19 protein-coding genes are annotated in these 22,361 nt (G+C 60.3%); 8 read left to right on the top strand and 11 right to left on the bottom strand.

The window, feature by feature from the left end; translation table 11 throughout:
* The first annotated feature begins 8 nt into the window (after nucleotides 1–8).
* Together ACN0SW_RS10030 and ACN0SW_RS10035 are read left to right on the top strand one after the other, a co-directional pair.
* Entirely contained in the window at nucleotides 9–710 is a 702-nt protein-coding gene (locus tag ACN0SW_RS10030) for an HAD-IA family hydrolase (protein ID WP_417727788.1), read from the top strand.
* Nucleotides 710–2,005, top strand: coding sequence for an NAD(P)/FAD-dependent oxidoreductase (locus tag ACN0SW_RS10035; protein WP_417727789.1), 1,296 nt, complete (start codon nucleotides 710–712; stop codon nucleotides 2,003–2,005). Before ACN0SW_RS10030 ends, ACN0SW_RS10035 begins: the two co-directional genes overlap by 1 nt.
* 325 nt (nucleotides 2,006–2,330) lie before the next feature.
* Here the strand turns inward: ACN0SW_RS10035 and ACN0SW_RS10040 are convergent, their stop codons facing one another.
* The 3 genes from ACN0SW_RS10040 to ACN0SW_RS10050 all read right to left on the bottom strand — a co-directional run bounded on the left by ACN0SW_RS10040 (nucleotide 2,331) and on the right by ACN0SW_RS10050 (nucleotide 7,522).
* Nucleotides 2,331–4,304, bottom strand: a complete 1,974-nt coding sequence (locus ACN0SW_RS10040; RefSeq protein ID WP_417727790.1) for an FAD-dependent oxidoreductase — start codon at nucleotides 4,302–4,304, stop codon at nucleotides 2,331–2,333.
* Between the two features lie 69 nt (nucleotides 4,305–4,373).
* Complete coding sequence (locus ACN0SW_RS10045) at nucleotides 4,374–5,204, bottom strand: enoyl-CoA hydratase/isomerase family protein (RefSeq protein ID WP_417727791.1); 831 nt, start codon at nucleotides 5,202–5,204, stop codon at nucleotides 4,374–4,376.
* Nucleotides 5,205–5,356: 152 nt separating this feature from the next.
* Nucleotides 5,357–7,522: an acetate--CoA ligase family protein gene (locus tag ACN0SW_RS10050; protein ID WP_417727792.1), complete on the bottom strand. Its 2,166-nt coding sequence runs from the start codon at nucleotides 7,520–7,522 to the stop codon at nucleotides 5,357–5,359.
* A 136-nt stretch (nucleotides 7,523–7,658) separates the two neighbouring features.
* Here ACN0SW_RS10050 and ACN0SW_RS10055 point away from each other — a divergent pair, with 136 nt between their 5' ends.
* Together ACN0SW_RS10055 and ACN0SW_RS10060 are read left to right on the top strand one after the other, a co-directional pair.
* Nucleotides 7,659–8,591 carry a LysR substrate-binding domain-containing protein gene (locus ACN0SW_RS10055; RefSeq protein ID WP_417727793.1) on the top strand — a complete coding sequence of 311 codons (933 nt, stop codon included), beginning with the start codon at nucleotides 7,659–7,661 and terminating at the stop codon, nucleotides 8,589–8,591.
* 281 nt (nucleotides 8,592–8,872) lie between these two features.
* On the top strand, nucleotides 8,873–10,687 hold the full coding sequence (locus tag ACN0SW_RS10060) for a PHA/PHB synthase family protein (protein WP_417727794.1): 1,815 nt from the start codon (nucleotides 8,873–8,875) through the stop codon (nucleotides 10,685–10,687).
* A 137-nt stretch (nucleotides 10,688–10,824) separates the two neighbouring features.
* On the opposite strand, the gene ACN0SW_RS10065 is transcribed toward ACN0SW_RS10060, so the two are convergent.
* From ACN0SW_RS10065 to ACN0SW_RS10095, 7 genes are all read right to left on the bottom strand, one after another.
* Nucleotides 10,825–11,190, bottom strand: a complete 366-nt coding sequence (locus tag ACN0SW_RS10065; protein WP_417727795.1) for a cupin domain-containing protein — start codon at nucleotides 11,188–11,190, stop codon at nucleotides 10,825–10,827.
* A gap of 61 nt (nucleotides 11,191–11,251) precedes the next feature.
* On the bottom strand, nucleotides 11,252–12,073 hold the full coding sequence (locus ACN0SW_RS10070; RefSeq protein WP_417727796.1) for an ABC transporter permease: 822 nt from the start codon (nucleotides 12,071–12,073) through the stop codon (nucleotides 11,252–11,254).
* Nucleotides 12,073–12,963 carry an ABC transporter permease gene (locus ACN0SW_RS10075; RefSeq protein ID WP_417727797.1) on the bottom strand — a complete coding sequence of 297 codons (891 nt, stop codon included), beginning with the start codon at nucleotides 12,961–12,963 and terminating at the stop codon, nucleotides 12,073–12,075. The genes ACN0SW_RS10070 and ACN0SW_RS10075 overlap by 1 nt, the downstream gene beginning before the upstream one ends.
* A complete protein-coding gene (locus ACN0SW_RS10080; RefSeq protein WP_417727798.1) occupies nucleotides 12,960–14,048 on the bottom strand; it encodes an ABC transporter ATP-binding protein in 1,089 nt (362 codons plus the stop codon). Before ACN0SW_RS10080 ends, ACN0SW_RS10075 begins: the two co-directional genes overlap by 4 nt.
* A gap of 78 nt (nucleotides 14,049–14,126) precedes the next feature.
* Complete coding sequence (locus tag ACN0SW_RS10085) at nucleotides 14,127–15,167, bottom strand: ABC transporter substrate-binding protein (protein WP_417727799.1); 1,041 nt, start codon at nucleotides 15,165–15,167, stop codon at nucleotides 14,127–14,129.
* Between the two features lie 95 nt (nucleotides 15,168–15,262).
* Nucleotides 15,263–16,585 (bottom strand): NAD(P)/FAD-dependent oxidoreductase, encoded by a 1,323-nt coding sequence (locus tag ACN0SW_RS10090; RefSeq protein ID WP_417727800.1) that lies wholly within the window; start codon nucleotides 16,583–16,585, stop codon nucleotides 15,263–15,265.
* A 115-nt stretch (nucleotides 16,586–16,700) separates the two neighbouring features.
* The gene (locus ACN0SW_RS10095) at nucleotides 16,701–18,179 is read right to left on the bottom strand and encodes a PLP-dependent aminotransferase family protein (RefSeq protein WP_417727801.1); all 1,479 of its coding nucleotides are present in this window, start codon (nucleotides 18,177–18,179) and stop codon (nucleotides 16,701–16,703) included.
* 335 nt (nucleotides 18,180–18,514) lie between these two features.
* Here ACN0SW_RS10095 and ACN0SW_RS10100 point away from each other — a divergent pair, with 335 nt between their 5' ends.
* From ACN0SW_RS10100 to modC, 4 genes are all read left to right on the top strand, one after another.
* The gene (locus ACN0SW_RS10100; protein ID WP_417727802.1) at nucleotides 18,515–18,898 is read left to right on the top strand and encodes a winged helix-turn-helix domain-containing protein; all 384 of its coding nucleotides are present in this window, start codon (nucleotides 18,515–18,517) and stop codon (nucleotides 18,896–18,898) included.
* Nucleotides 18,899–18,967: 69 nt separating this feature from the next.
* On the top strand, nucleotides 18,968–19,753 hold the full coding sequence (modA, locus tag ACN0SW_RS10105) for a molybdate ABC transporter substrate-binding protein (RefSeq protein WP_417727803.1): 786 nt from the start codon (nucleotides 18,968–18,970) through the stop codon (nucleotides 19,751–19,753).
* A gap of 3 nt (nucleotides 19,754–19,756) precedes the next feature.
* Nucleotides 19,757–20,455 carry a molybdate ABC transporter permease subunit gene (gene modB, locus ACN0SW_RS10110; RefSeq protein ID WP_417727804.1) on the top strand — a complete coding sequence of 233 codons (699 nt, stop codon included), beginning with the start codon at nucleotides 19,757–19,759 and terminating at the stop codon, nucleotides 20,453–20,455.
* Nucleotides 20,455–21,537: a molybdenum ABC transporter ATP-binding protein gene (gene modC, locus ACN0SW_RS10115; RefSeq protein WP_417727866.1), complete on the top strand. Its 1,083-nt coding sequence runs from the start codon at nucleotides 20,455–20,457 to the stop codon at nucleotides 21,535–21,537. Before modB ends, modC begins: the two co-directional genes overlap by 1 nt.
* 13 nt (nucleotides 21,538–21,550) lie before the next feature.
* Here the strand turns inward: modC and ACN0SW_RS10120 are convergent, their stop codons facing one another.
* Nucleotides 21,551–22,237 (bottom strand): GntR family transcriptional regulator, encoded by a 687-nt coding sequence (locus tag ACN0SW_RS10120; RefSeq protein WP_417727805.1) that lies wholly within the window; start codon nucleotides 22,235–22,237, stop codon nucleotides 21,551–21,553.
* Between the last annotated feature and the right edge of the window lie 124 nt (nucleotides 22,238–22,361).

Below are 22,361 nucleotides of genomic sequence, written 5' to 3' on the forward strand. Positions count from 1 at the left end.
AGGGTCCCATGGATTTTTCTGCGTTCAAAGTGCTGACATTCGATATTGTCGGCACCTGCATCGATTTTGAGAAAGGCGTTTTGGACGCTGTGCGCCGCATCGGTGGCCCTGCCGCTGCCGATCTGTCCGACGATGATATTTTTGGCCCCTATATGGCGGGTCGCGATCTGAACTATGGCCGCTCAAGCGAGGTTTTTGCGGATGTTTACATGCATCTTGCGCAAGAGCTTGGCCTGCCTGCCACCCCTGACGCCGCCCGCGATTTTCAGCTTTCAGTGTTGGAATGGCCTGCGTTCGCAGATTCGGTGCAGGCGCTTGGACGGTTGCGAACACGGTTCCGTCTGGTCGCCATGACCAACGCCGATCGCACCGCATATTCCGCCTATGCGCATCGGCTTGGTCTTCCGTTTCACGACGCGGTGACCTGTGACGAGGCGCAATGTGCCAAACCAAACCCGGAATTTTTTGCTTTTAACTGCGGACGGCAATCGGCGCTTGGTTACAAACAAAGCGAAATTCTGCACGTCGCCCAAAGCCAGCATCACGACATCGGCGTCGCCAAATCTTTGGGATACAAGACATGCTGGATCGAACGGCGGCACGATCAGGCGGGCTATGGGGCCACGCCGGATCCGGCACGCTTTACCGAACCCGATTTGCGTTTGCACAGCCTTGGGGCGCTGGCAGACGCCGTATTCGGAGGTGCGTGATGCTGCTTCCGCCGGAAGCCAAATCGCTTTGGCGAGAGCAAAGGCCGGTTGGCGCAGTTTATCCTGCGCTGACACGTGATTGCGCCTATGACCTTGCGATCATTGGCGGTGGGTTTACCGGATTGCACGCTGCTCTGACCTTTGCCGAGGCAGGTCTAAGCGTGGTCGTGCTGGACGCCGGTGAGCCCGGGACCGGCGGAAGTGGTCGAAATGGTGGTGTCGTCTCTGCCAAATTCCGCCGTGGATTTAATGACATTGCCCGAGCCCACGGCCTTGAGATGGCAAAGCGTATGCACGCCATAGCGACTGGCAGTGTCGAGCATCTGACAGAGGTTATCGCCAGGTATGATCTGTCCGATACGGGGTTTCAGCGGGTGGGTGCTTTGAAATGCGCGCATTCGATCAAGGCTTTTGACCATGCGCGGCAAGAGGCGGACTGGTTGCGTGAAACCTTGGGCGACACCGGGTTGCATGTTCTGAGTGCTGGGGCCGTTGCCGAGGAAACAGGGTCTGACAGCTTTGTCGGCGGCGTGTTGCAAGAGGGGGCCGGAACCATTCAGCCTCTGGCCTATCTCCAAGGGTTGTGGAGCGCAGCAAAGGCGCGTGGGATTGACGTCTTTGCCCAGACCCCTGTGCGCTCGGTCGAGGTGCGGGGCGGTCGAGTCGTGCTGAGCACGCCTGCGGCAAGCGTCACCGCAGACCGCATTCTGCTGGCGACCAACGCGTATTCATGGCTTACGCCTGCAGGCAAGGCTGTCGCCAAAAGCATTGTGCCGTTCCGAAGCGCGATAATCGCAACCGAGCCTTTGCCCGACGTTCTGGACAAGCATCTGCTCTCCAAATCCCGAAGCTATACCGAAACCCGCCGCATGATGCGCTGGTTTCGCAAAGTGGACGGACGGGTGGTTTTTGGAGGTCGTGGCGCATTGGGGGCCGTGGACGCGCCGGCAGCCTTTCGTCGGCTTGAAAGTGCAATGGGGCAGATTTTTCCAGAGCTGCGCGGCGTGCCTGTCGCTCATCGCTGGTCCGGCCAGGTTGCATTGACCTTTGATGGGCTGCCACACGCGGGCCTGTTGTCGGACCGCATCGGCTATGCCGCAGGGTTCAACGGTGCCGGTGTCGCCATGTCGGGGTTTGTTGGTGATCAGATCGCAAGGCGCATGACCGGCCAGCCACATGATCTGGGCCTGATTGCCCGTGCAAGCATCCCAAAGGTTCCATTTTACCCTCTGCGCGCCATCGCTGTCCGCTCGACAACCTTTTTCTACGAAATGCTGGATGCCGCAGGGCTCTAGAAACCGAATATCCCATGTGGGTCAGATTGTGCCGGCCCGCCAAGAGCTTTGAAGTACCGATCCGGTGGGCTAGGCCGTAGGCGGCGGTCTTGGATTCCATGTCTGCTCGGGCATCGCAGGGGTGCAATGGACAATGCCGCCCCGTGAGCCGGGCGCAAAGGGCTGCCAGCCACAGAAGGTGGGGTCACGCGGAGGGGGTGACCCAGGCCCCATGCCGCGAGCCCAGCGAGATTCCGGAGCATTTTCCCATCATTAGGGGCGATATTTTGTAATGGACTTCGTGCCGGGAGCGGGTGCCTGCGTCAGTGTTATTTCAGGGGTCGGATCAAACCCCGAGCCCGGCCAGAAACCCCTCGTAAATCGCCTCTTCCGCTGTGCGTGGTGAGAGGCAATCACCGGCGCTCAGCATGTGGATATCGAGACCGCTCAACGTATCCTCAAGGCGCGTATCTGGCAGGTATGGCCCGGCGACTATCATATCGTCCACACCCTCAATGAGGATGGGTGCGCCGCTTATGCTGTGGGTAAAATAGGCGGTATCGGCATCCATCCCGAAGGCTCTCGTGTAGGGGATAACCTCGACTCCAAGGGCGTGCAGCCGACCTGCCCAGTAGTCGCGCACATAGGTTGGCAGGTTTTGCCCGGCGCACAGTCCATCCACGGCAAGGCGCACATGATGGCCCTTGGCGGCCAGATGCGCCGCAATGCCCAGTCCCACCCAATCACAGCGCCAATCCGCGATGACCACGCGCCCGCCGACATGCGCGGTGCCCTGCAATACCTCTACGGCGAGGATCGGGGACCGATCGCCCTCGATGTCTATTTCCAGTGGGGCGGGGCGGGCACCAGTGGCGAGAATGAGCGCGTCCGGTGTCTCGGCCTCGATCAGCGCGCGATCCACGCGCTGACGTGTTCGAACCTCGACATTTGCCGCGCGCAGTTCCGCCCCGAGGTTGGTGATCAGCCCGCCGAACTCGGCCCGTTCGGGCAACCGCTGGGCCATCAGCGCTTGGCCCCCCAGCATGGGCGCGGATTCTATCAGCAGCACAGAGTGACCGCGTCGCGCTGCGGTCACGGCGGCGCGCATGCCGGCCGGGCCGCCTCCGGCCACCAGCACCCGGCGCGGTCGTATGGTGGGGTCTGCCAAGGCTGGGGCAAAGCGTGTCTCGCGGCCTGATAGCGGACTCTGGATGCAGGAAATTCCGGTGCCTTTATGGAGATGTCCAATACAGGCCTGATTGCAGCCGATACAGGCCTTGATGCTGTCGCTTTTCCCGGTGCGGGCTTTGGCGGGCAGGTCAGGGTCGGTGATCAGCGCGCGGGTCATGCCGCAGATATCGGCATGGCCGCTGGCCAGCACCTGCTCGGCCTCCTGGGGTTGGTTGATGCGTCCGGCCACCAGAACCGGCAAGCGGGTTGCGGCACGCAGGCGTCCGGCGTGCGCGGCCAGATAGGCCGAAGCGATCTCCATCGGGGGGACCACATGGATCGAGCCGCCGAGGCCAGCCATGGACCCTGCGGTCACGTTGAGATAGTCAATCGCGCCGGAGTCGGCCAAGAGGCAGCAGGCGGTTTGGATTTCGGCGGGATCGGTGCCATCTGCCTCAAAATCTTCGGCTGAAATGCGTAGGCCTATGGTCATGTCGTCCCGCGTGGTGCGGCGCACCTCGGCCAAGCTATCGCGCAAAAAGCGCAGCCGGTTTTCGAGCGGGCCGCCATAGGCATCAGAGCGCCGGTTGACGGCGGGGTTGAGAAATTGGGCAAAGAGCAACCCGTGGCTTGCCATCAATTCGACCCCATCATACCCGGCCTCGGCATAGCGCCGGGCACCTGCGCCAATGGCGCTGACCAATTCCTGAATGAGCGCAATGGACATCTGCCTTGGTACGGTCTGATAGCGCCTGTCGGGCACGGGGGAGGGGGCATAGGCCACGCCGCGATGGCCCTCGCGCATCCGGTGGGACACCCGCCCAGAATGTGAGAGTTGGCCGATGATGCGCGCGCCTTGGTCTTGTACCGCTTTGGCCAGTCTTGCGTAGGCGGGAATGGCGGAATCCGCTACTAGACGCAGTTCGAGGGGGGCGGCAAAGGCGCTTTCGTGAAAGCGGGCTGCTTCGGTGATGATCAACCCCGCGCCGCCACGCGCGCGCGCTTCGTGATAGGCCACCAAGGCGTCTCCGGGTTGATTGTTCTCGGCCAGAAAGGTCTGGTGGCCGGTGGATGCAATGCGGTTACGGATTTCGAAGGGACCTAGCGCAAGCGGGGTGAACAGTCTGGGAAAGAACGCGGGAGTGGGCATTGGGACCTCAAAACCTGAATGGTTGAAATGCAGCCTGCCAGAAAGACGTAGTTGGTGGACTCAATCAGCTTAGCCTGTCTGACCGGGACGGCGCTCGCGCCAAGCGATGGCGGCTTTCAGGCCCTCTTCTCTGCGAATTCGGTTGAAAGCCTCGCGTTCCGGGCCGCCATTGGCCTCGATATAGATATCCAGCTCCAGCGCCTGCCGCAGGGCGTTGCGCATGCCCATCATTTCGTAGCTGCGATTTATCGCCTGCTTGGACATCCGCACAGATGCGCCTGCGGCACCTGACATCGCCCCGGCAAGCGTTCGGGCGGTTTGTATCAGCTCCGCTTGGGGAACGACGCGGTTGAGCAGGCCAATCTCGTAGGCGCGTTGGCTGGTAAGTTTATCCTGTCCGGTAAGCACAATCTCTTTGGCCATCTTCGGCCCGGTGAGCCAGGGCAGCAGCAAGGCGACCACACCGGAGCCGAACTTTACCTCTGGCTCTCCAAGCAGGGCGGTTTCGCTTGCGACGGTTAGGTCGCAAGCCATGGCCATCTCGAATCCACCGCCGAGGCAATGGCCCTGCACCGCCGCAACAGTGGGTTTTGGGCAATCCCAGAACCGCATGATGAGATCGAAATCCACCTGCAGGAACTGTCGCCATTGTGCGAGGGTTACCGTGCCACGGGCGGCGGATTCCTTGAGGTCGAAGCCTGCGGAAAAGGCGCGCCCATGTCCCGACAGCAGGATGACGTTCACCTCCGGATCGGCCTCTGCAAGGTCCAATGCCAGATTCAGCTCTGTGAGCATCGTGCTGTTGATGGCGTTCAGCACTTCGGGGCGGTTGAGGCCGATTTCGGCTATATGGTCGCGCGTTTCATAAGTGATGGTGGTGAACTGGGGGGCGTCGGTCAATTGGCGTTCCTTTTGGTAAGGGGCCTCGGGGCGGCGGGTGTGCGCTGGGCGTTTTGTGCAGCAGCGCAATGGTTTTGCTCGGTGCGGGGCCGGGCTGGCCCGCCCTGTTCATCAGTCACCCGTTTCACGAAATCCACAAGTGGGGGTCCTTGTCAGATGTTAGGCGTGCGCGTGGCACGAACGTTCAGCAGGGCATCAACGGCGCGTATCCCGTCCGCCCTTGCGAAAAGAGGGTTCACATCCATCTCGGCAATCAGGTCGCCAAGATCGGCGGCAAGCTGAGAAAAGCGCGAGAATGCCCGGGCGATGGCGTCCAGATCGGCAGGGGGGATGCCACGGCCGCCGCCCAGCTGTCGGCGGATACGCAATGTGTCAATCATGCCGCGCGCCTCGACCGGGTCAAAGGGCGGCATTGCCACGGCCCGGTCATCCAGCGCCTCAATCCAGATACCGCCGGCGGCTACCATGACGAACGGGCCGAATGTCTCGTCCTGCACCACCCCGAATGCCAATTCGATACCAGTCGGCACCATCTCTTCTATCACCGCCTGCGGCCCGAGCCGTTCGGAGATGTCGTTATAAGCCGCCTCGACGCTCTGAAGGTCCGTCAGACCGAGACACACCCCGCCTACATCGCTCTTGTGATGGATGCCGGGCACTGCCGTCTTGAGCACAACCGGAAAGCCGGTTTTCTGCGCGGCGGTGCGCAGCGCCTCAGGTGTGTCCACTGCGATGACGCAGGGCGTGGAGATGCCATAATCCGCAAGCAGCGCCAAGGCCTCGGCTTCGCTCAAATCTCTGGGTTCTGACAGGCGGGTACGCCAGCGGCTGACGATTTCGGGCGCGGTGGCGGGGAGGGGGGTATGGGACAGCTTTTGACGGTCGCGGAAGGCGAACATCTCGCGGATCGCCTTGAGCCCTTCCTGCGTGCCTTCAATCACGGGCAATCCGCTCTCTACGGCCTCAAGTGCAATGGTTCCGTGTCGCACTCCTGCATAATTGGAGATGATAACGGTCGGTTTGTTGCTATTTTTGGCGACTCTGCGCAGAGCCGCCAAAAAGCCGGTGGCGATGTAAGAGCCATCGCGAATGTCTTGGAACAATGCCAGCGCTCCAGTGGCCGGATCGTCGATCAGGGCGCTCATGCAGTTTTCAGCCTTGCGCTCGAACTCATGCCCGGAGCCCCATACATCAATCGGGTTCTCAGGCTTGAGGCCGCTGTCCAGATTGGCGCTTAGCTTGGTTTTCGTGGCCTCTGAAATGGTGGCATACCGCACGCTTTCGCGCTCGGCCAGATCCACCACCATCTCGCGCTCGCCGCCGGAATCGTGCACTCCGGCCAGCCAGCCGTCGGGCAAATGTGTCGGATCAACCTTGGAGAAAAGCTGTAAACAGGCACCGAATTCGTCGAGGGTGGCGGTTTCCACCACGCCGTAACTGCGGAAGACTGCCTCATAGGCGGCCGCGTTGCCGGCAATGGCCCCGCTGTGGCTAGAGGCGAAATGTGCGCTGAGTTCTGTTTTACCGACTTTGAGCACCACCACCGGGATTGATCGTTCCCTCGCGCGTTCCAGCGCGGCGATGAAACGCGCCGGGTCGCGCGCAGTTTCCTGAAACAGGCCGATCACTTTGGTCTCGGGCTGTTCCAACGCCCAGAGCATGTAATCCTCGCTGCGCGTGGCAAGTTCACGCCCTGTCGATACGCAGAACGAATAGCGCAACCGGGTGTGATTGTAGGCCAGGGCACTGAAGGCGGAGCCCGATTGAACGATCAGTGCGATATTACCCGGCTTTAGAGGGACAGGCGAGGCGAAGCCATTGAGCCGCAACCCAATCGTGGGGTTCAGGAAGCCCATGCTGTTGGGGCCGCAGATGTGCAGACCAGCCTCGCGGGCCATGTCCGAGAGGCGGTGCAGCAGCCTGTCATCGCCTTGGTCGGACATGTCGCAGCCGGTGAAAATGGTGGCGGCGCGCACGCCCTTGTTGATTGCTTCGCGCAGGGCTTGCTCTACCCGCTGATCGGCCAAGCCGATCACTGCATGTTCCACCGGTCCGGGAATGCTGGTGATGTCCGGAAAGCAAGGAAGCCCCGAAATTTCAGTTTCCTTGGGGTTAACCGGATAAAGCGCGCCAAGATAGCCATCCATTGCCGCAGTGCTTACCATGACGTTTCCGGGGGTTTGCGGACGGTTAGAGGCCCCGATGAACGCGATAGAGTTTGGTCGCAGAAGCGGATCCAAATTGGGCGGGCAGACCGTATGCGCCGTGGTCACTGAACTGTTTGCATTTGCCTTAAGAAGATTTGAACGCTCTTGCATCAGGGGCCTTTCTGGGTCCAATCGGCATCTGTTTTGAGGGTGATGTTACGAGGGAGCTTGCATTCTGTAACGTCACGAATACTCATTGCCTCATTACCTTGGGTTATGGGTTTGAGCGGCAGAAGGAAAGCGCGTCATGGCGTTGAGATCGAGAGTTCCGAGCGCGGGCGCGCTGTTCGTCTTTGAGGCGGCGGCCCGGCGGTTGAGTTTTTCGGAGGCCAGCCGGGAATTCAACGTGACCCAACCTGCGGTGAGCAAAACGATCCGCCAGCTTGAGGATCAGCTTGGTGTGCCGTTGTTCAACCGAATGTCGGGTGGTGTGGAGCTGACACGGCATGGCCAAATCCTAGCCGATGGCGTGTCCGGTGGGTTCCGTCAGGTGGAGGCGGCGCTGGATGAGATTGAGCGGATGTGTGAAAGCCCGACCTCGGTGACAATTTCGGTCACTTCCGCGTTTGCGCTGCATTGGTTCATGCCACGGTTGGATTGCTACCGGCAGGCGCTGCCGGATATCCCAATTCGTTTCCAGATCATGCATGGCGATCCCATCGGCCCGTTGGATGGGGCCGATCTTGGGGTGCGGCACGATGAAGACAAGAATCAGGCGTTCGACCGATGGTTTCTCCAGAAAGAGGTTGTGATTCCGGTGGCAAGCCCAGGCTATGTGGCGGCCCATGGGGTGCTGGATGGCTGTTCCTCTCTCAAGGGGCACACGCTGGGGCATCTCAACGAGCCGCTGCGGCTGCCTTGGCGGAAATACCTGGCTGAGATGGGATATGCCCCACCCGGCGACGCCTCTGAAATGCTGTTTTCCGATTATGCGCTGCTGTTGCAGGCTGTGATCAAGGGACAATGCATTGGTCTTGGCTGGCGTTATGTGATCGCCCATGAGTTGGAACAGAAAGGGCTGGTGCGTGCAGCGTCACGGGAATATGTGACCGGGCTTGATTATTACATCGTCACCCCGTCGGACCGACCCTTGCGACCAGAAGTTGCCCAAGTGCGGGATTGGTTGCTGGCCGAAGTCGGTTCTGATTTGCAGAAGGGGGATGGTCTGGAGCGGCGCTGAGCGAAACACTTGGCGGAATTGCCTCGGTGCCAAACGGAGCGGCGGGGCAGGCCCCAGAATCGCGCGTGATCTGTTATGCTTGGCCTATAGGCGGGCGAACCGAGGCCTGATCTGTATCAAGACGCAACTCTGGTGTTTCGTGCAATGTCTTGAGGGTCGATCAGGTGCTGAGGTTTGGCGTTGTTGGAGAGCGTTTCGTGGGCAAGACTTAAATGCTTCATCGCGCGCCTTGAGGCCTATAGCCCAGCCCGTGCAGGAAAAGCAGCAAAGGACAGTTCAAAATGACAAAAGCTGCCAAGCCACCCAAAGCTGAACGCATCACACCTGCGCGCCCTCAACCGTCTGCCGTGGTCGTGCCCAGCCAGCAGGCCCCTCAATCCGCAGCACATCCGCATGAGAACTTGGACAGGGCATCGCGGGCTGCGGTTGCGATGATGACGGGCGGTGTTTCACCGCATGCGTTCGTTGAAGCATGGATCGACTGGGCGCATCACATCGCGCGCGCGCCGGGGCGGCAGCTTGAATTGGTGGAACATGCACAGGAAAACCTCGCCAAGCTGGTGAAACAGGCAATCAGCCCGAGCGCTGATGTGCCGCCCGCGTTCCTTCCCAAGCCCTATGATCACCGCTTTGGGCACCCCGGTTGGAGAAAAGCGCCCTTCAACGTCTGGAGTCAGGGGTTTCTGGCGGCGCAGGATTGGTGGGACTACGCAACGGATCATTTGCGGGGGTTGCGGCCTGAAGATGCTGACCGTACCCGCTTTATGGCGCGGCAGATGCTGGATATGATGTCACCGTCAAATTTTCCGGCCCTCAACCCCGAGATCATTGAACGCACTCTGGCCTGCAAGGGGGCCAACCTTACCGAGGGAGCGGTTCATTTTCTGCATGATTACCTGAACACAATCGCGCAGCTGCACGAGCCTGCACCAGAAGGCTATCAGATTGGCAAAGACCTTGCTTGCACACCGGGCGACGTGGTGTTTCGCAACGATCTGTTTGAACTGATCCAATATGCGCCACTGACCGATAAGGTGCAGACCGAGCCGATCCTGATCGTGCCCGCATGGATCATGAAATACTACATCCTCGATCTGAGCCCGCGTAATTCCTTGGTGCGCTATCTGGTGGAGCAGGGCCACACCGTCTTTGTGATCTCATGGTGCAACCCGACCTCTGATCAGGCGGATTTGTCGCTCGAAGACTATCGGCAGACCGGTGTAATGGCGGCGCTTGATGCGGTTAACGCTATTGTGCCGGACAAAAAGATTCATGCGGTTGGCTATTGTCTTGGGGGCACGATGCTGGCGATCGCGGCGGCCACCATGGCACGAGATAATGACACCCGACTGGCCTCAATCACACTTATGGCGGCGCAGATTGATTTCATGGAAGCCGGAGAATTGCTTTTGTTCCTCGATGAAAGCCAAGTCTCGTTTCTTGAGGATATGATGTGGGAAAAAGGCTATCTTGATCGGCCGCAAATGGCGCGCGCCTTTTCCACGATCCGGTCCGAGGATTTGATTTATAGCCGCGCCGTACGTCGTTACTTTCTGAGTCAGGAAGATGTTCCGACTGACATGGGGGTCTGGGTGAAGGATACCACCCGCATGCCAGCGCGGATGCATTCCGAATACCTGCGAGGTTTGTTTTTGGAAAACCGGCTCACGGCTGGTCGCTTTGCGGTTGAGGGGCGCGTGATTGCGATGAAGGATATTTCGGTCCCGATCTTTGCGGTGGGCACGGAAGCCGACCACATCGCACCGTGGCGATCCGTCTATAAAACTCAGCTGTTCTCGGATACAGAGCTGACCTTTGTTCTGACCAGTGGAGGGCATAACGGCGGCATCATAAACGAACCGTCGGCTGAACGCGGGCATTTTCGGTGCGCTCTCAGACCTGCGGGCGCACGCTATATCGGTCCTGATGCGTGGTTTGAACAGACTTCCTCTCAGCCCGGATCTTGGTGGCCTGCTTGGGCGGAGTGGCTGACGGCAAGAAGTAGCGGCTTTGCGGCCCCGCCTGCAACGGGGGCTGCGGCCAAGGGACTTGCGTCACTGGGGGCCGCGCCCGGTACATATGTGCACCAATCATGAGATTGGTCTGGCACAGATACGTCTGACCGGGTCTGTCGGCCCCCATGGGTAATCCCTCATTCCTAACGGGGGCCAGTCGCAGGGTTTTTGCGACCATTTCAGGGTCTGGGCGGGCGCAAATCCGCCGTGGCCCATGTTCAGGCATCTGGCGATGCGCTGATGATATAGAGCTTGCGCATATGCTCATGGATCACCCATTCGCCGGTCCAGCCCTGTGGCAGGATCAGTAGATCACCGGGGCCGATCTCACGCGTGCCCAGACCATCCGCATTCGTCACCGAGGCGCGGCCCGAAATGATGTGGCAATATTCACCCGCCGCCGTGCGGTCAGCGGTAAAATGCCCCGGCGTGCATTCCCAAACACCAACCTTGGTGCGCTCGTCGGCAGAGGTCCAGAGCAGGGCGGACGCCTCTTGCTGGCCCGGTGTGAGGCTGGTCGGCTTGGGGGCAAAGCCGCCGAGCGGCTGGTCGGCGAGGTTTTCAAAACTCTTGAGGTCGATCATCTTTGTCTCCAGGGCTCAATGAGGCGAACGGCACACTATACTTGGGCGGCATCCGGTCGCGTTATGGTTTCTTTTCTTGACCAAAGATCTGGGCCAGCACCATCATCGCGGTGGTCACAAAGATCATGATGGTCGATATGGCCGCGATGGTCGGGTCAATCTGGTCACGCAGCGCATTGAACATGTTGCGCGTCAGTGTCGGGTTGTCGCCGCCAGAGATGAACATTGCCACCACCACTTCGTCAAACGAGGTGAGAAACGCCAAGAGCGCACTTGTGACGACCGCAAAGCGGATCTGTGGCAGAGTGACGGTCATGAACGCCTTCCAGCGCGGGGCGCCAAGACTGCGCGCCGCCTGTTCCTGGCTCATGTCATAGCTCTTGAGCGCAGAGCCCGTGACGATCACCACCAGTGGCAGGGCCAGCACGGTATGGGCCATCACCAGCCCGGTGATGGTGTAGAGGAGGTTGAGTTTGACGTAAGCGTAGAAGGCTCCGATTGCCACCAGCACGAGGGGCACCATCATTGGGGTAATCATCAGCACAAAGGCCACCCGCACCAACGGAAACCGCGAGGTGTGCAGCCCGTACGCTGCCAGCACCCCAATGGGCGTCGCAACCAGCATGGTCAGGACGGCGGTTTGAAACGAGGTCCGCGCCGCCTGCATCCATTCGCTTGAGCCAAAGAAATTGTCATACCAGCGCGTTGACCAGACCTCGGGGGGGAATTCCAGATACTGGCTGTCGGAGAATGACATCGGAATGACGATCAGCGTCGGTGTCACCAGCAAGATCATCACAATGACCGCAAACACATATAGCCAGAGCCGCTGGCCATGCGTCACTTGCGTGTCGGAGGCAGGAGATTTCAGCCAGTTCAGCATCAATGACGCCCTCCTGTCATCTGATCGAAATTCAGAAACCGCGAAGCAACCCAGAGGATCGCCATCGTCAGAACCAAAAGCACCACGCCCAATGCGCTGGCGGCCCCCCAATTCACGAACAGCTCGATATTCGAGACAATCTGCATCGAGACCATGATCACCTTGCCCCCGCCCAGCACGGCGGGTGTGACAAAGAACCCGAGGCACAGAATGAACACCATCAGCGCCCCGGCGAAAAGCCCCGGCGTGGTCAGCGGAAAAAATACCGTCCAGAACGCCGTGCGGGGACTTGCCCCGAGGTTGGCTGCTGCCTTGAGATAATCGCGGTCAATTGCTTTCATCGCGCCGTAAACCGGCAGGATCAGGAAGGGCAGCATGATATGCACCATGCCAATCAGGGTGCCGGTCATATTGTGCACAATCTTGAGCGGCTCGTCCCAAAGACCCAGCGAGATTGCCCAATTGTTGATCAGACCTTGCTTTTGCAGCAGCACCAACCACGCATAGGTGCGCACCAAGAGCGAGGTCCAGAACGGCAAAAGCACGGCGATGAGACAGAGATTGGCCAGCCTGTTGGACAGTTGCGACATGAAATAGGCCAGTGGATAGCCGATCAGAATGCACAGCCCGGTGGTCAGAAGGCTAACCTGAAATGTGGTGACAAAGATCCGCGTATAAGAGCGACGGCTGATCAGCCGCGCGTAGTTTTCCAGCGAAAACTGACCGTTCGCGCCAATGAACGACACATAAAACAGCCAGCCCACAGGAATGATCAGGATCACGAGAATGAGCAGGATTGCAGGAGAACTCAGACCAAAGAGCTTGAGCCATTCGAGCCGCTCGTCGCGGCGCAACCCGTCTTGGTTAAGGCGTGCGGTCTGCGAGGTCATGCGCCGCTCCCGTCGATCAGCACCGTGTCTTCGGGGGCCAGTGTCAGGGTAACGCTGTCGCCCACCTTGGGCAGAGATGTCGCATTGCTGCCACGCACCGCCCCGCGCAGTGTGATCGTCTCGCCGGTCTGTAGCCGTGCGTTCAACAAATAGCTGTCGCCCTGATAGACCACATCGCTTGCGGTGGCTGCGAAATTGTTGGCCCCCTCGCGCGGCCCACCGGGCGAGAGCACGACACGTTCCGGCCGGATCATCAGTTGCAGTTCCGGCACATCGGGCAATGTTCCGGAGTAAATCAGCGGGACGCCGGAAAAGGCCACGTCGACACCGCTGCGGCTGACAGGCAGAAATGTGGAATCACCGATGAAATCGGCAACAAAGCGATTGGCGGGATGCTCGTAGAGGTCGCGCGGCGTTGACAGCTGCATGATGCGCCCATGGTTCACCACGGCGATCCGATCCGACATGGTCAAGGCCTCACGCTGATCGTGGGTGACATAGACGGTGGTCATGCCAAGCTGTTCGTGCAAATGGCGCAGCTCGATCTGCATCTGGTCGCGCAACTTCTTGTCGAGCGCCGACAGTGGTTCGTCCATCAACAGAATGCGAGGTTCAAAGACAATGGCGCGGGCCACGGCGATGCGCTGTTTCTGTCCGCCCGACAACTGGTCGATGCGCCGGTTGCCAAAGCCGCCAAGTTGAACCGTCTCAAGTGCCTTTTCGACACGTTCGGCAATCTCTGCCTTGGGCCGTTTGCGCAGGCGCAGTGGGTAGCCCACATTGCCTGCCACGGTCATATGAGGAAACAGCGCATAGCTCTGAAAGGTCATGCCGACATCGCGCAGATGGGGCGGGGTGCGGATGACCTCACGGTCGCCGAACCTGAGACTGCCGCAGTCGGGGCGGGTAAAGCCCGCAAGCACCATCAGCAGCGTGGTTTTGCCAGACCCGGACGGGCCCAAAAGCGTCAGGAATTCACCACTCTTGACCTCGAGCGACACGTTGTCGAGTGCATTAACCGATCCGTAGGTCTTGGTGATATTCTGCACTGAGATGGGCAGCGCTTCCGTAGTGTTGAGGGTCAAACTGTAGTCCTCCGCATGCGTCCTATGGCACAGACGGGCGCCGCAGCGCCCGACTGATCTTATATGGCAACAACCAAGTTACTCGGTCAGCATTTCCTGATACATCTCTGCGGCAATGGTTTCCCATTCCGCATACCATTCAAGCGAGACCGGAAGTTGCAGAGCCGCATTTTCAGGTGAGGAAGGCAGGTTGGCTGCTACATCTGCACTGATTTCGCCGGTGCTGTATGCGGCTTTGTTGGTCGGGCCGTAGGTGATGTATTTGGGCAGATCGTCCTGATACTCCGGCTTGGAGATTTCGGCCAGAAACTGCATCGCGGCATCCTTGTTCGGTGCGCCCTTGGGAATTGCGAAACAGTCATAATCCAACAATGCCTGATTGAAGCTGTAAGCCACCTTGGCCCCATCGGCGGCGGCATTGTCAAAACGGCCATTCCAGCCGGTTGTCATGTCCACCTCGCCGTCCTTCATCAACTGGGCGTGCTGCGCGCCGGAGGACCAGAACACCGAGATATTGGGCCGCAGTTCGCGGATCTTGTTGAGCGCGCGCTCAATGCCCTCTTCAGAGCTCAGCACCTCGTAGACCTGATCCAGTGGCACGCCGTCCGCCATCAGAGCCGGTTCCAAAGCGCCTGCGACAGAGCCGCGATAGGCGCGCGAGCCGGGGAATTTTTCGACGTCAAAGAAATCTGCCCAGCTCTGTGGGCCATCCGCGCCATAGGTGGCAGTGTTCCATGCATAGACCGTGGAGAACACATCGCCGCCGACGCAGAATTCGGAATAGAGGCTTGGGTAGAAGTTGGACACGTCGATCACATTGTAGTCCAGCGGCTCTAACAGCCCCTCTGCCCCCGCGCGCGCCGCAGAGCCAGAGCCGCTGGCGACGATATCGAGGGTCACTTGCCCGGTCGAGACCTGAAGGCGCACGTCAGCCATGCCGCCATAGGTTTCCTGCTTGACCGTGACGCCGGTCGCTGCGGCGGCTGGCTCGAACAGGGCCTTGCTTTGTGCGTCCTGATAAGAGCCGCCCCATGACGCGACCGTTATCTCTGCCCCCAGAGCAATGGTTGCGCTGCCAAGAAGCGTGGCTGCAACGGTGAGTGAAAATGTTTTTCTCATCTTGTCTTTCTCCTGTTGGAATGCCGCGAAATGGCGACGTTTGCCGAGTGTTGTCATGTTTCGCTGACCCGGCATGTGCAGCGAAATTTCTAGGGCTAGGACGAGTTCGCGATCGCAGCCCGTCGGGTCTGAAGCCTGTCCACCCATCGGTACCAAGCGACGGTAGCAGGCAGAAACCATGGCTTGCCCGTGTAAAGCGGGCGGGTCGGATGCGGCAGGTCGTCAAAGGCGGTCTGCCCCTCTGCGAGACCGAGCACTTTTTGACCCATGCGCATGCCCAGATAACCGGCCATCGACACACCCGAGCCACAATATCCCATGGCATAATGCACCCCGTCATGGATGCCGGTATGGGCCATCTCATCAAAGCTGTAGGCCACGGTGCCATGCCATGAATGCGATATCGCATAGTCCCGCAACTGCGGAAAAATGCGGACCATGCTCTCAAAAAGCAACGGTGCGCTGACCGAGGTATCGGTTTCCGCCGCCGAGACCCGACCGCCAAACAGGACCCGCCGCCGGTCGGGTGACGCGCGGTAATAATACAGCACCTTGCAGGTATCGCTGGCGATCCGGTCGGTTGGAAACAGCTCGTTCATCAACGTTTCGGGCAATTCCTCGGTGGCGATGATATAGCTGCCGATTGGAATGACGCGCCGCTGTAACCATGGGGTCAAGGCCCCGGTATAGCCATTGGTGGCCACGATCACGTCGCGCGCGCGCACCTCGCCTTTGGCGGTTTGCACGCGAAAGCCTGTGCCGGTGTGTTCGATCCGGCCGACGGGACAATGCGCCACCACCTCAGCGCCCGCCTTGAGGGCCGCCATCAGCAGGCCGAGATGATACTTGGCCGGATCCAGCGAGCAATGTTTGGTGTAGGCCACCCCGCCATAGTAGCTATCGGTGCCCAATTCACGATGCTGTTCCGCGCGCGGCACGGCAAAGCTCTCGATGCCCTCATCCTTGCGCATCCGGTCTGCATCACGCACCAGCGCCTCATAATGGGCGGGCGTATGGGCCGCGTGAAATCGGCCTGCGCGCTTGAAATCGCATGCGATGCCCTCTGTCTCGATGAAGTCACCGATCCAGGCCAACGCCTGTTCGCCTTCGCCGCGCACTGCGCGTGCTTTCTGAGCTCCGAATTTGGCCGTCAGCTTTTCAAGCGAGGGTTTTACGCTGGTGCTGATTTGCCCGCCGTTGCGGGTGCTGCATCCGAATCCAGCGGCTTCGGCGTCGATCACCAGCGTCTTGCGCCCGCCGCGTGCGGTTGCGATTGCCGCACTCAGCCCGGTATAGCCCGACCCGACGATGAGCACGTCCGTCTCGCGCGGCGGATCAACGGGCAAGACCGGCATCGGGCCGACCTGATCATGCCAATAGGGATGGTGTTGGGTTATTTCGGATGTCGTTCGGGCCATCGCGTTACTCCGTTTGCAGCGCAAGCCAAGGCGGTGCCCTGCAGGTGCGAAGGTTAACGCTAGGGCAGCATTGGATATTCTTTCATATCCATTTTGACAAAAAAAACATACCAATTTAACGCAGGGCGGGCAGGCTTCGCAGGATCTCCATTCCGCGCCGGATGTCCTCGGGGGGGGCGCTGCCGAATCCAAGGACCAGCCCGGAACGGTCGATGGGGCTGAGACAGTATTTCGAAATCGGAGCGAGGACGACGCCGCGTTCTGCCGCTTGCGCCACGACTTTTTGTGCGTCGATTCCCGGATCAAGATAGGCCGGGGTGTGGAATCCGCTGGTGGTTTCCTGCACCGCGACACTTTGCGGCAACATCTTACTTGCCTCCATCAACGCTTCGTAGCGCGCCTTGTACAGCCGTCGCATCAGCCGAATATGGGTGGCGAAATGCCCCTCATCCATGAAATCGGCCACAATGGCCTGAGTTGCTGTGGGTGGGCCGCTGGCCCAGAACCGGAACATGCGATCGAACGCCTCAATCAGCTGTTCCGGCACCAAGACAAAGCCCAGTCGAAGCGACGGGAAGAGCGATTTGGAAAACGTGCCGACATAGAGCACACGCCCGGAAGTGTCGGTGCTGCGCAACGCAGGCTGGGGCGCGTTGCCATAGTAGAATTCCCCGTCGTAATCATCCTCGACGATCAGCGCTTGCGCTGCCTCTGCGGCCTGCAACAACTCGAACCGGCGGGTCAGTGACATTACATGACCCAGTGGTTGTTGGTGCGAAGGGGTCACAAACGCTAACCGGAAATGCGGCGCTTTGGCCAATCCGTCAGACACAATAATTCCCTCATGATCCACATCCACCGGCACCAATTCGGCACCTTCGGACAAAAGGGCGTTGCGCGCGCCCGAGGCCCCGGGGTTTTCCATCCAGACCCGATCCCCGGGATTGAGCAGCAGCCGACCGATCAGCGCAAAGGCATGCTGCGCGCCTGAGGTGATAAATACCTGTTCATGGTGGCATTGGATGCCCTTTAGCACGCTTAAATGCATGGTGATGGCCCGGCGTAAAGGTTCGTATCCCTTTGGCTGTCCGTAGCCCATCACCGTCCCCCGCGCCCCGCGCAGATGCCGCGCCGACAGGCGCGACCAATGCGCCATTGGAAAGGCGTCAAGTGCAGGCAGCGCCGTCACAAAGGCGCGCGCCTCATGTGGCAGCCAGTTGCGTTGGGCATAGGTCTTTTCGGCATGGCTGATGGTGTAGGAAACCCGTGGTTTTGCTGCGCCGGTATCGGGGGCATTGCCCGGAACCGGCGCTGGGCGCTGATTCTCAAGAGTGCCACTTACATAGGTGCCGGCCCCCACCCGCGACACCAACATGCCCTCGGCCACCAACCTGTCCACCGCGTCAATCACCGTGGTGCGCGACACGCCCGTCTCACGCGCCAATGTTCGCGTTGCCGGTAACCTCTCTCCGGCGCGCAACCCGCCTGAGAGAATGATGTCGCGCATCGCCATATAAAGCTGCACGCTCATGCCCTTGTGCGAGGACCGGTCGATTTGGATCGAGGACAAAAGCGCCCCGCCTGCCTGCTTCATTTCTCAATCCTCAAAATTGGTATGGCGATGATAGGAAAATATAAACATGAAACAAGCCAATTTATTGCCGCCCTGCAGTCGACCTGCAATGCGTTCCGAAAGCCCCCTAACATCCCTCGCGGTGCGCGGTGCACACGGGGTCCGCGTTTCGCCCGTGATGTCGCGCCCAAGAAAGCTGCGACCCTTGCTGGGGCTGTTCACCTCTGTAGTGCCGCTGATTTGACCATTATATCCTATCGGAAATATCCGGAGGGCGGGATGCCTGTCCAAGAGGCTCTGGATTGCTCTGTGATATCACTTGCGCGGGTGAGCGTGGCTTTGGCATAAGCTTTGCCATGGCAACGACAGACGCATCCCAGATCGCTACCCCAAGCCTTCGCATCCGCATTGTGTTTGGCGAAGATGCCATGCTGGGCCCCGGAAAGGCTGATCTGCTGGAGCGGATTCGCGAAACGGGTTCTATTGCGGCGGCGGGACGCGCCATGTCTATGAGCTATAAGCGGGCTTGGATGCTGGTTGACGAGATGAACAATGCGTTCCGTGATCCTTTGGTGGACTCGACGCGTGGCGGGGCAAAAGGGGGCGGCGCACGATTGACCGAGGCAGGCGAAGAGGTGTTGGTCAATTATCGCAAGCTTGAAGATATCATGGCAGAGGCGGGTGCGGCCCGGATCGGGGTCATTCGGTCCATGCTCAAGGATATTTCCGAGGGAAAATAACGCTTGATCGTGCTGGGTTCAGTTGCGATATGTTTTCCTGGCTATATCAACCTGTTGGGAGCCAGCCCCATGTTTCGTTTCACATTGCTGCGTTCCCGGTCCTGCGCCGCCAGTCTTGCGGCAAGCTTTGTCGCACTTGCCCCTGTGGCGGGCCACGCAGACGAGGTTGTCGTATTCGCGGCGGCCTCAATGGCCAATGCGCTGAGTGAAATTGAAAAGAATTTCGAGGTAGCGAGCGGGCATGAGCTGATTGTGTCGCTTGCAGGGTCCTCAGCCCTTGCGCGCCAAATCCAGCAGGGCGCGCCCGCGGACGTCTTCATTTCCGCCAGCCCCGATTGGATGGACAGGGTCGAGGCGGATGGGTTGATCGAAGAGGGCTCTCGGTTCGATCTCTTGGGCAATCGTATCGTGTTGGTCGCCTTTGGCAAGGCTGACCCGGTCGAGATCGGACCGGACCTTGATCTGGTGGGGCTGTTGGGGGGCGGGCGGCTGGCCATGGCGCTGGTCGAGGCGGTGCCTGCGGGCATCTATGGCAAGGCGGCGCTGGAAAGTCTGGGGCTCTGGCACGATCTCGGGCCGCAGATTGCGCAGGCCGATAATGTGCGCGCCGCCCTCGCCTTTGTCGCAACGGGCGAGGCGCCTTATGGTATCGTCTATGCCACCGATGCGGCGGCAGAGGAGCGTGTTAGCATCGTTGGCACCTTCCCCGAGGACAGCCATCCGCCCATCGTCTATCCGGTCGCGGATCTTGCCAACCGTGACACCCCGGCCGAGGCGGACTTTCTTGCCTATCTGCGCGGCACCGAAGCGCGGGCCGCGTTTGAGCGGCAGGGCTTTGCCCTACTGGTGCAATAGCCCATGACCGACTGGCTGACTTTTGCGGAATGGGACGCGGTGCGCTTGTCGTTGCGGGTGGCCTTCTGGGCGACGCTCGTCAATATTCCGGTGGGCATACTGCTGGCCTATGCACTTGCGCGCGGGCGCTTTCCGGGGCGCAACCTGTTGAACGTGGCGGTGCATCTTCCGCTCATCATGCCGCCGGTGGTGACGGGATACCTGCTCTTGCTGGGCTTTGGCGCACGCGGACCCATCGGCGGCTTTCTGGAGAGCACCCTTGGCATCAGCTTTGCTTTCAGATGGACGGGCGCCGCGTTGGCGGCTGGTGTCATGGCGCTTCCTTTCATGGTGCGCGCCGTGCGGCTGTCGATCGAGGCGGTGGACCCCAGGCTGGAACAAGCGGCGGCCACGCTTGGGGCCTCGCGGATCTGGGTATTTCTGACGGTAACGGTGCCATTGATCATTCCGGGCATCGTCGCGGGGACCGTGCTGACCTTTGCCAAGGGCATGGGGGAGTTCGGCGCGACGATCACCTTTGTTTCCAACATTCCGGGCCAGACCCAGACCATCCCTCTGGCGATTGATCTACTGCTGGAAACGCCGGGGGGAGAGGCGCGTGCCGCACGGCTGGCAGGGCTGTCGATAGCGCTGGCGGCGGCGGCGCTTGCCCTGTCAGAGTGGCTTTCACGGCGGGTCGCGGCCCGCGTGGGGGGGCTATGATGCTGGATGTCTCGATCCGCCACGCCCTTGGGGCCTTTACGGTCGATGTGCAGTTTCGCGCGCCGCCCGGTGTGACGGTTCTTTTCGGGCGCTCCGGCTCTGGCAAGACGACGATTGTCAACGCTGTGGCGGGGTTGCTCATGCCCGACGAAGGGCGGATCGTGTCGGGTGGGCGGGTGCTGCTTGATCCCGGGGCCGGGGTTCGTCTGAAGCCGCATCGCCGACGGTTGGGGTATATCTTTCAGGAGGGGCGGCTATTCCCGCATCTCACCGTACGCCAGAATTTAGGCTATGGCGCGTGGTTCGCGCCCAAGGGGGCTGTGCGCGAGGATATGGGGCGGGTGGTCGATCTTTTGGGCCTCGGCGCGCTTCTCGACCGTCGCCCCGGTGCGCTCTCGGGGGGGGAAAAGCAGCGGGTCGCCATTGGCCGAGCGCTTCTCTCGGCGCCGGGCCTCATCCTCGCTGATGAACCGCTCGCCGCCTTGGACGAGGCGCGCAAGGCCGAAATCCTGCCTTATTTCGAGCGGCTGCGCGATGCGGTGAGTGTGCCGATCCTCTATGTCAGCCATTCCGCGTCAGAGGTGGCGCGACTGGCCACCACGGTGGTGGCGCTTGAAGCGGGCCGAGTGATCGCGCAGGGGCCCGCCGCCCAAGTGCTGGGAAATCCCGCCGTCCTGCCTGCCGGTGCGCGCGAGGCGGGCGCGGTGCTGAGTGCGCGGGTCATAGCCCATCACGCCGATGGGTTGTCAGAGCTTGAGGCGGGCGGCATCCCCCTCTTTTTGCCAAGAGTCGCCGCAGCACCCGGTGCCAGCCTGCGTATCCGCATCGCCGCCCATGACGTGATCCTGTCGCGCACCCGGCCTGAGGGTCTTTCGGCGCTCAACATCCTGCCCGGGATCATCCACGAAATCCGCCCCGGCGGCGGGCCCGGTGCCATCGTGGCCCTTGATACCGTGGCGGGCCGGGTGCTGGCCCGCGTCACGCGCCGTTCGGCCGGGGTCTTGGACCTAGCGGTGGGTCAAGAGGTGCATGCCGTGGTCAAGGCGGTCGCGGTTGCCACTACGGATATCGGTGCGGCCTGAACCTTTGCAGGTGTCACCCCGCCGCGCGGTCCGGGGGAAAGATCATTGACAGCGGTCCTACCCTCGGAGCCTCTTGGCCAAACTCGATCTCGCCTTCGATGTGCCGTAGGTGGCGATCCACCATCTCTTGCGCGGTGATCTCGTCACGGTCGGCAATGCTCTGGACGATGCGTGCATGTTCGTCGTCAGAGCATTGGCTGGAATTGTTCGAGCCATAGAGCCCGATGATCAGCGAGGTGCGCATGGTCAATTCCGCTAGGTAATGTTCCAAGACCGAATTGCGCCCGATCTGGGCCAGCAGCATATGAAAGGCGCGCGAGGCGCGAATCGCCTTGGGGCGATCATTTTGTTGCCTGATCTGGTCTTCGGCTGCCAGATGCGCCCGCAAGCTGTCGATATCTGCCTCGTTGGCACGCCGCACCACGTTGCGGATGATCGTCGCCTCTATGGCCCGGCGTGCCTGAAACACGTCGCGGGCCTCATCCTCTGAAGGGGTCGAGACAAAGGCCCCCCGGTTCGGGATCAAATCAACCACCTGATACGCGGCCAAGGTCGCAAGCGCGCGGCGTACATGCGCGCGATTGCAGGAAAAAAGATCGCTGAGTGCCTGTTCGCCCAGTTTCGTTCCGGCCCGAAGCCGCTGGTCCGATATGGCGTCCAGCACATGCTCGACGAGCACATTTTCGGGCGTTTCGGACATATTCGGGCTCCCTGCGTTGTTTCTCGGAAAGTGCCATTTTTGATGATCGGAATCGACCATAAAAATTGTCTATTTAAATTGTTAACAATTTGTGTTAATAAAATGGAAATTCAAGTGGAGGAGC

Origin of the sequence: Roseovarius sp. (assembly GCF_048262375.1) — a bacterium.
Lineage (GTDB): Bacteria > Pseudomonadota > Alphaproteobacteria > Rhodobacterales > Rhodobacteraceae > Roseovarius.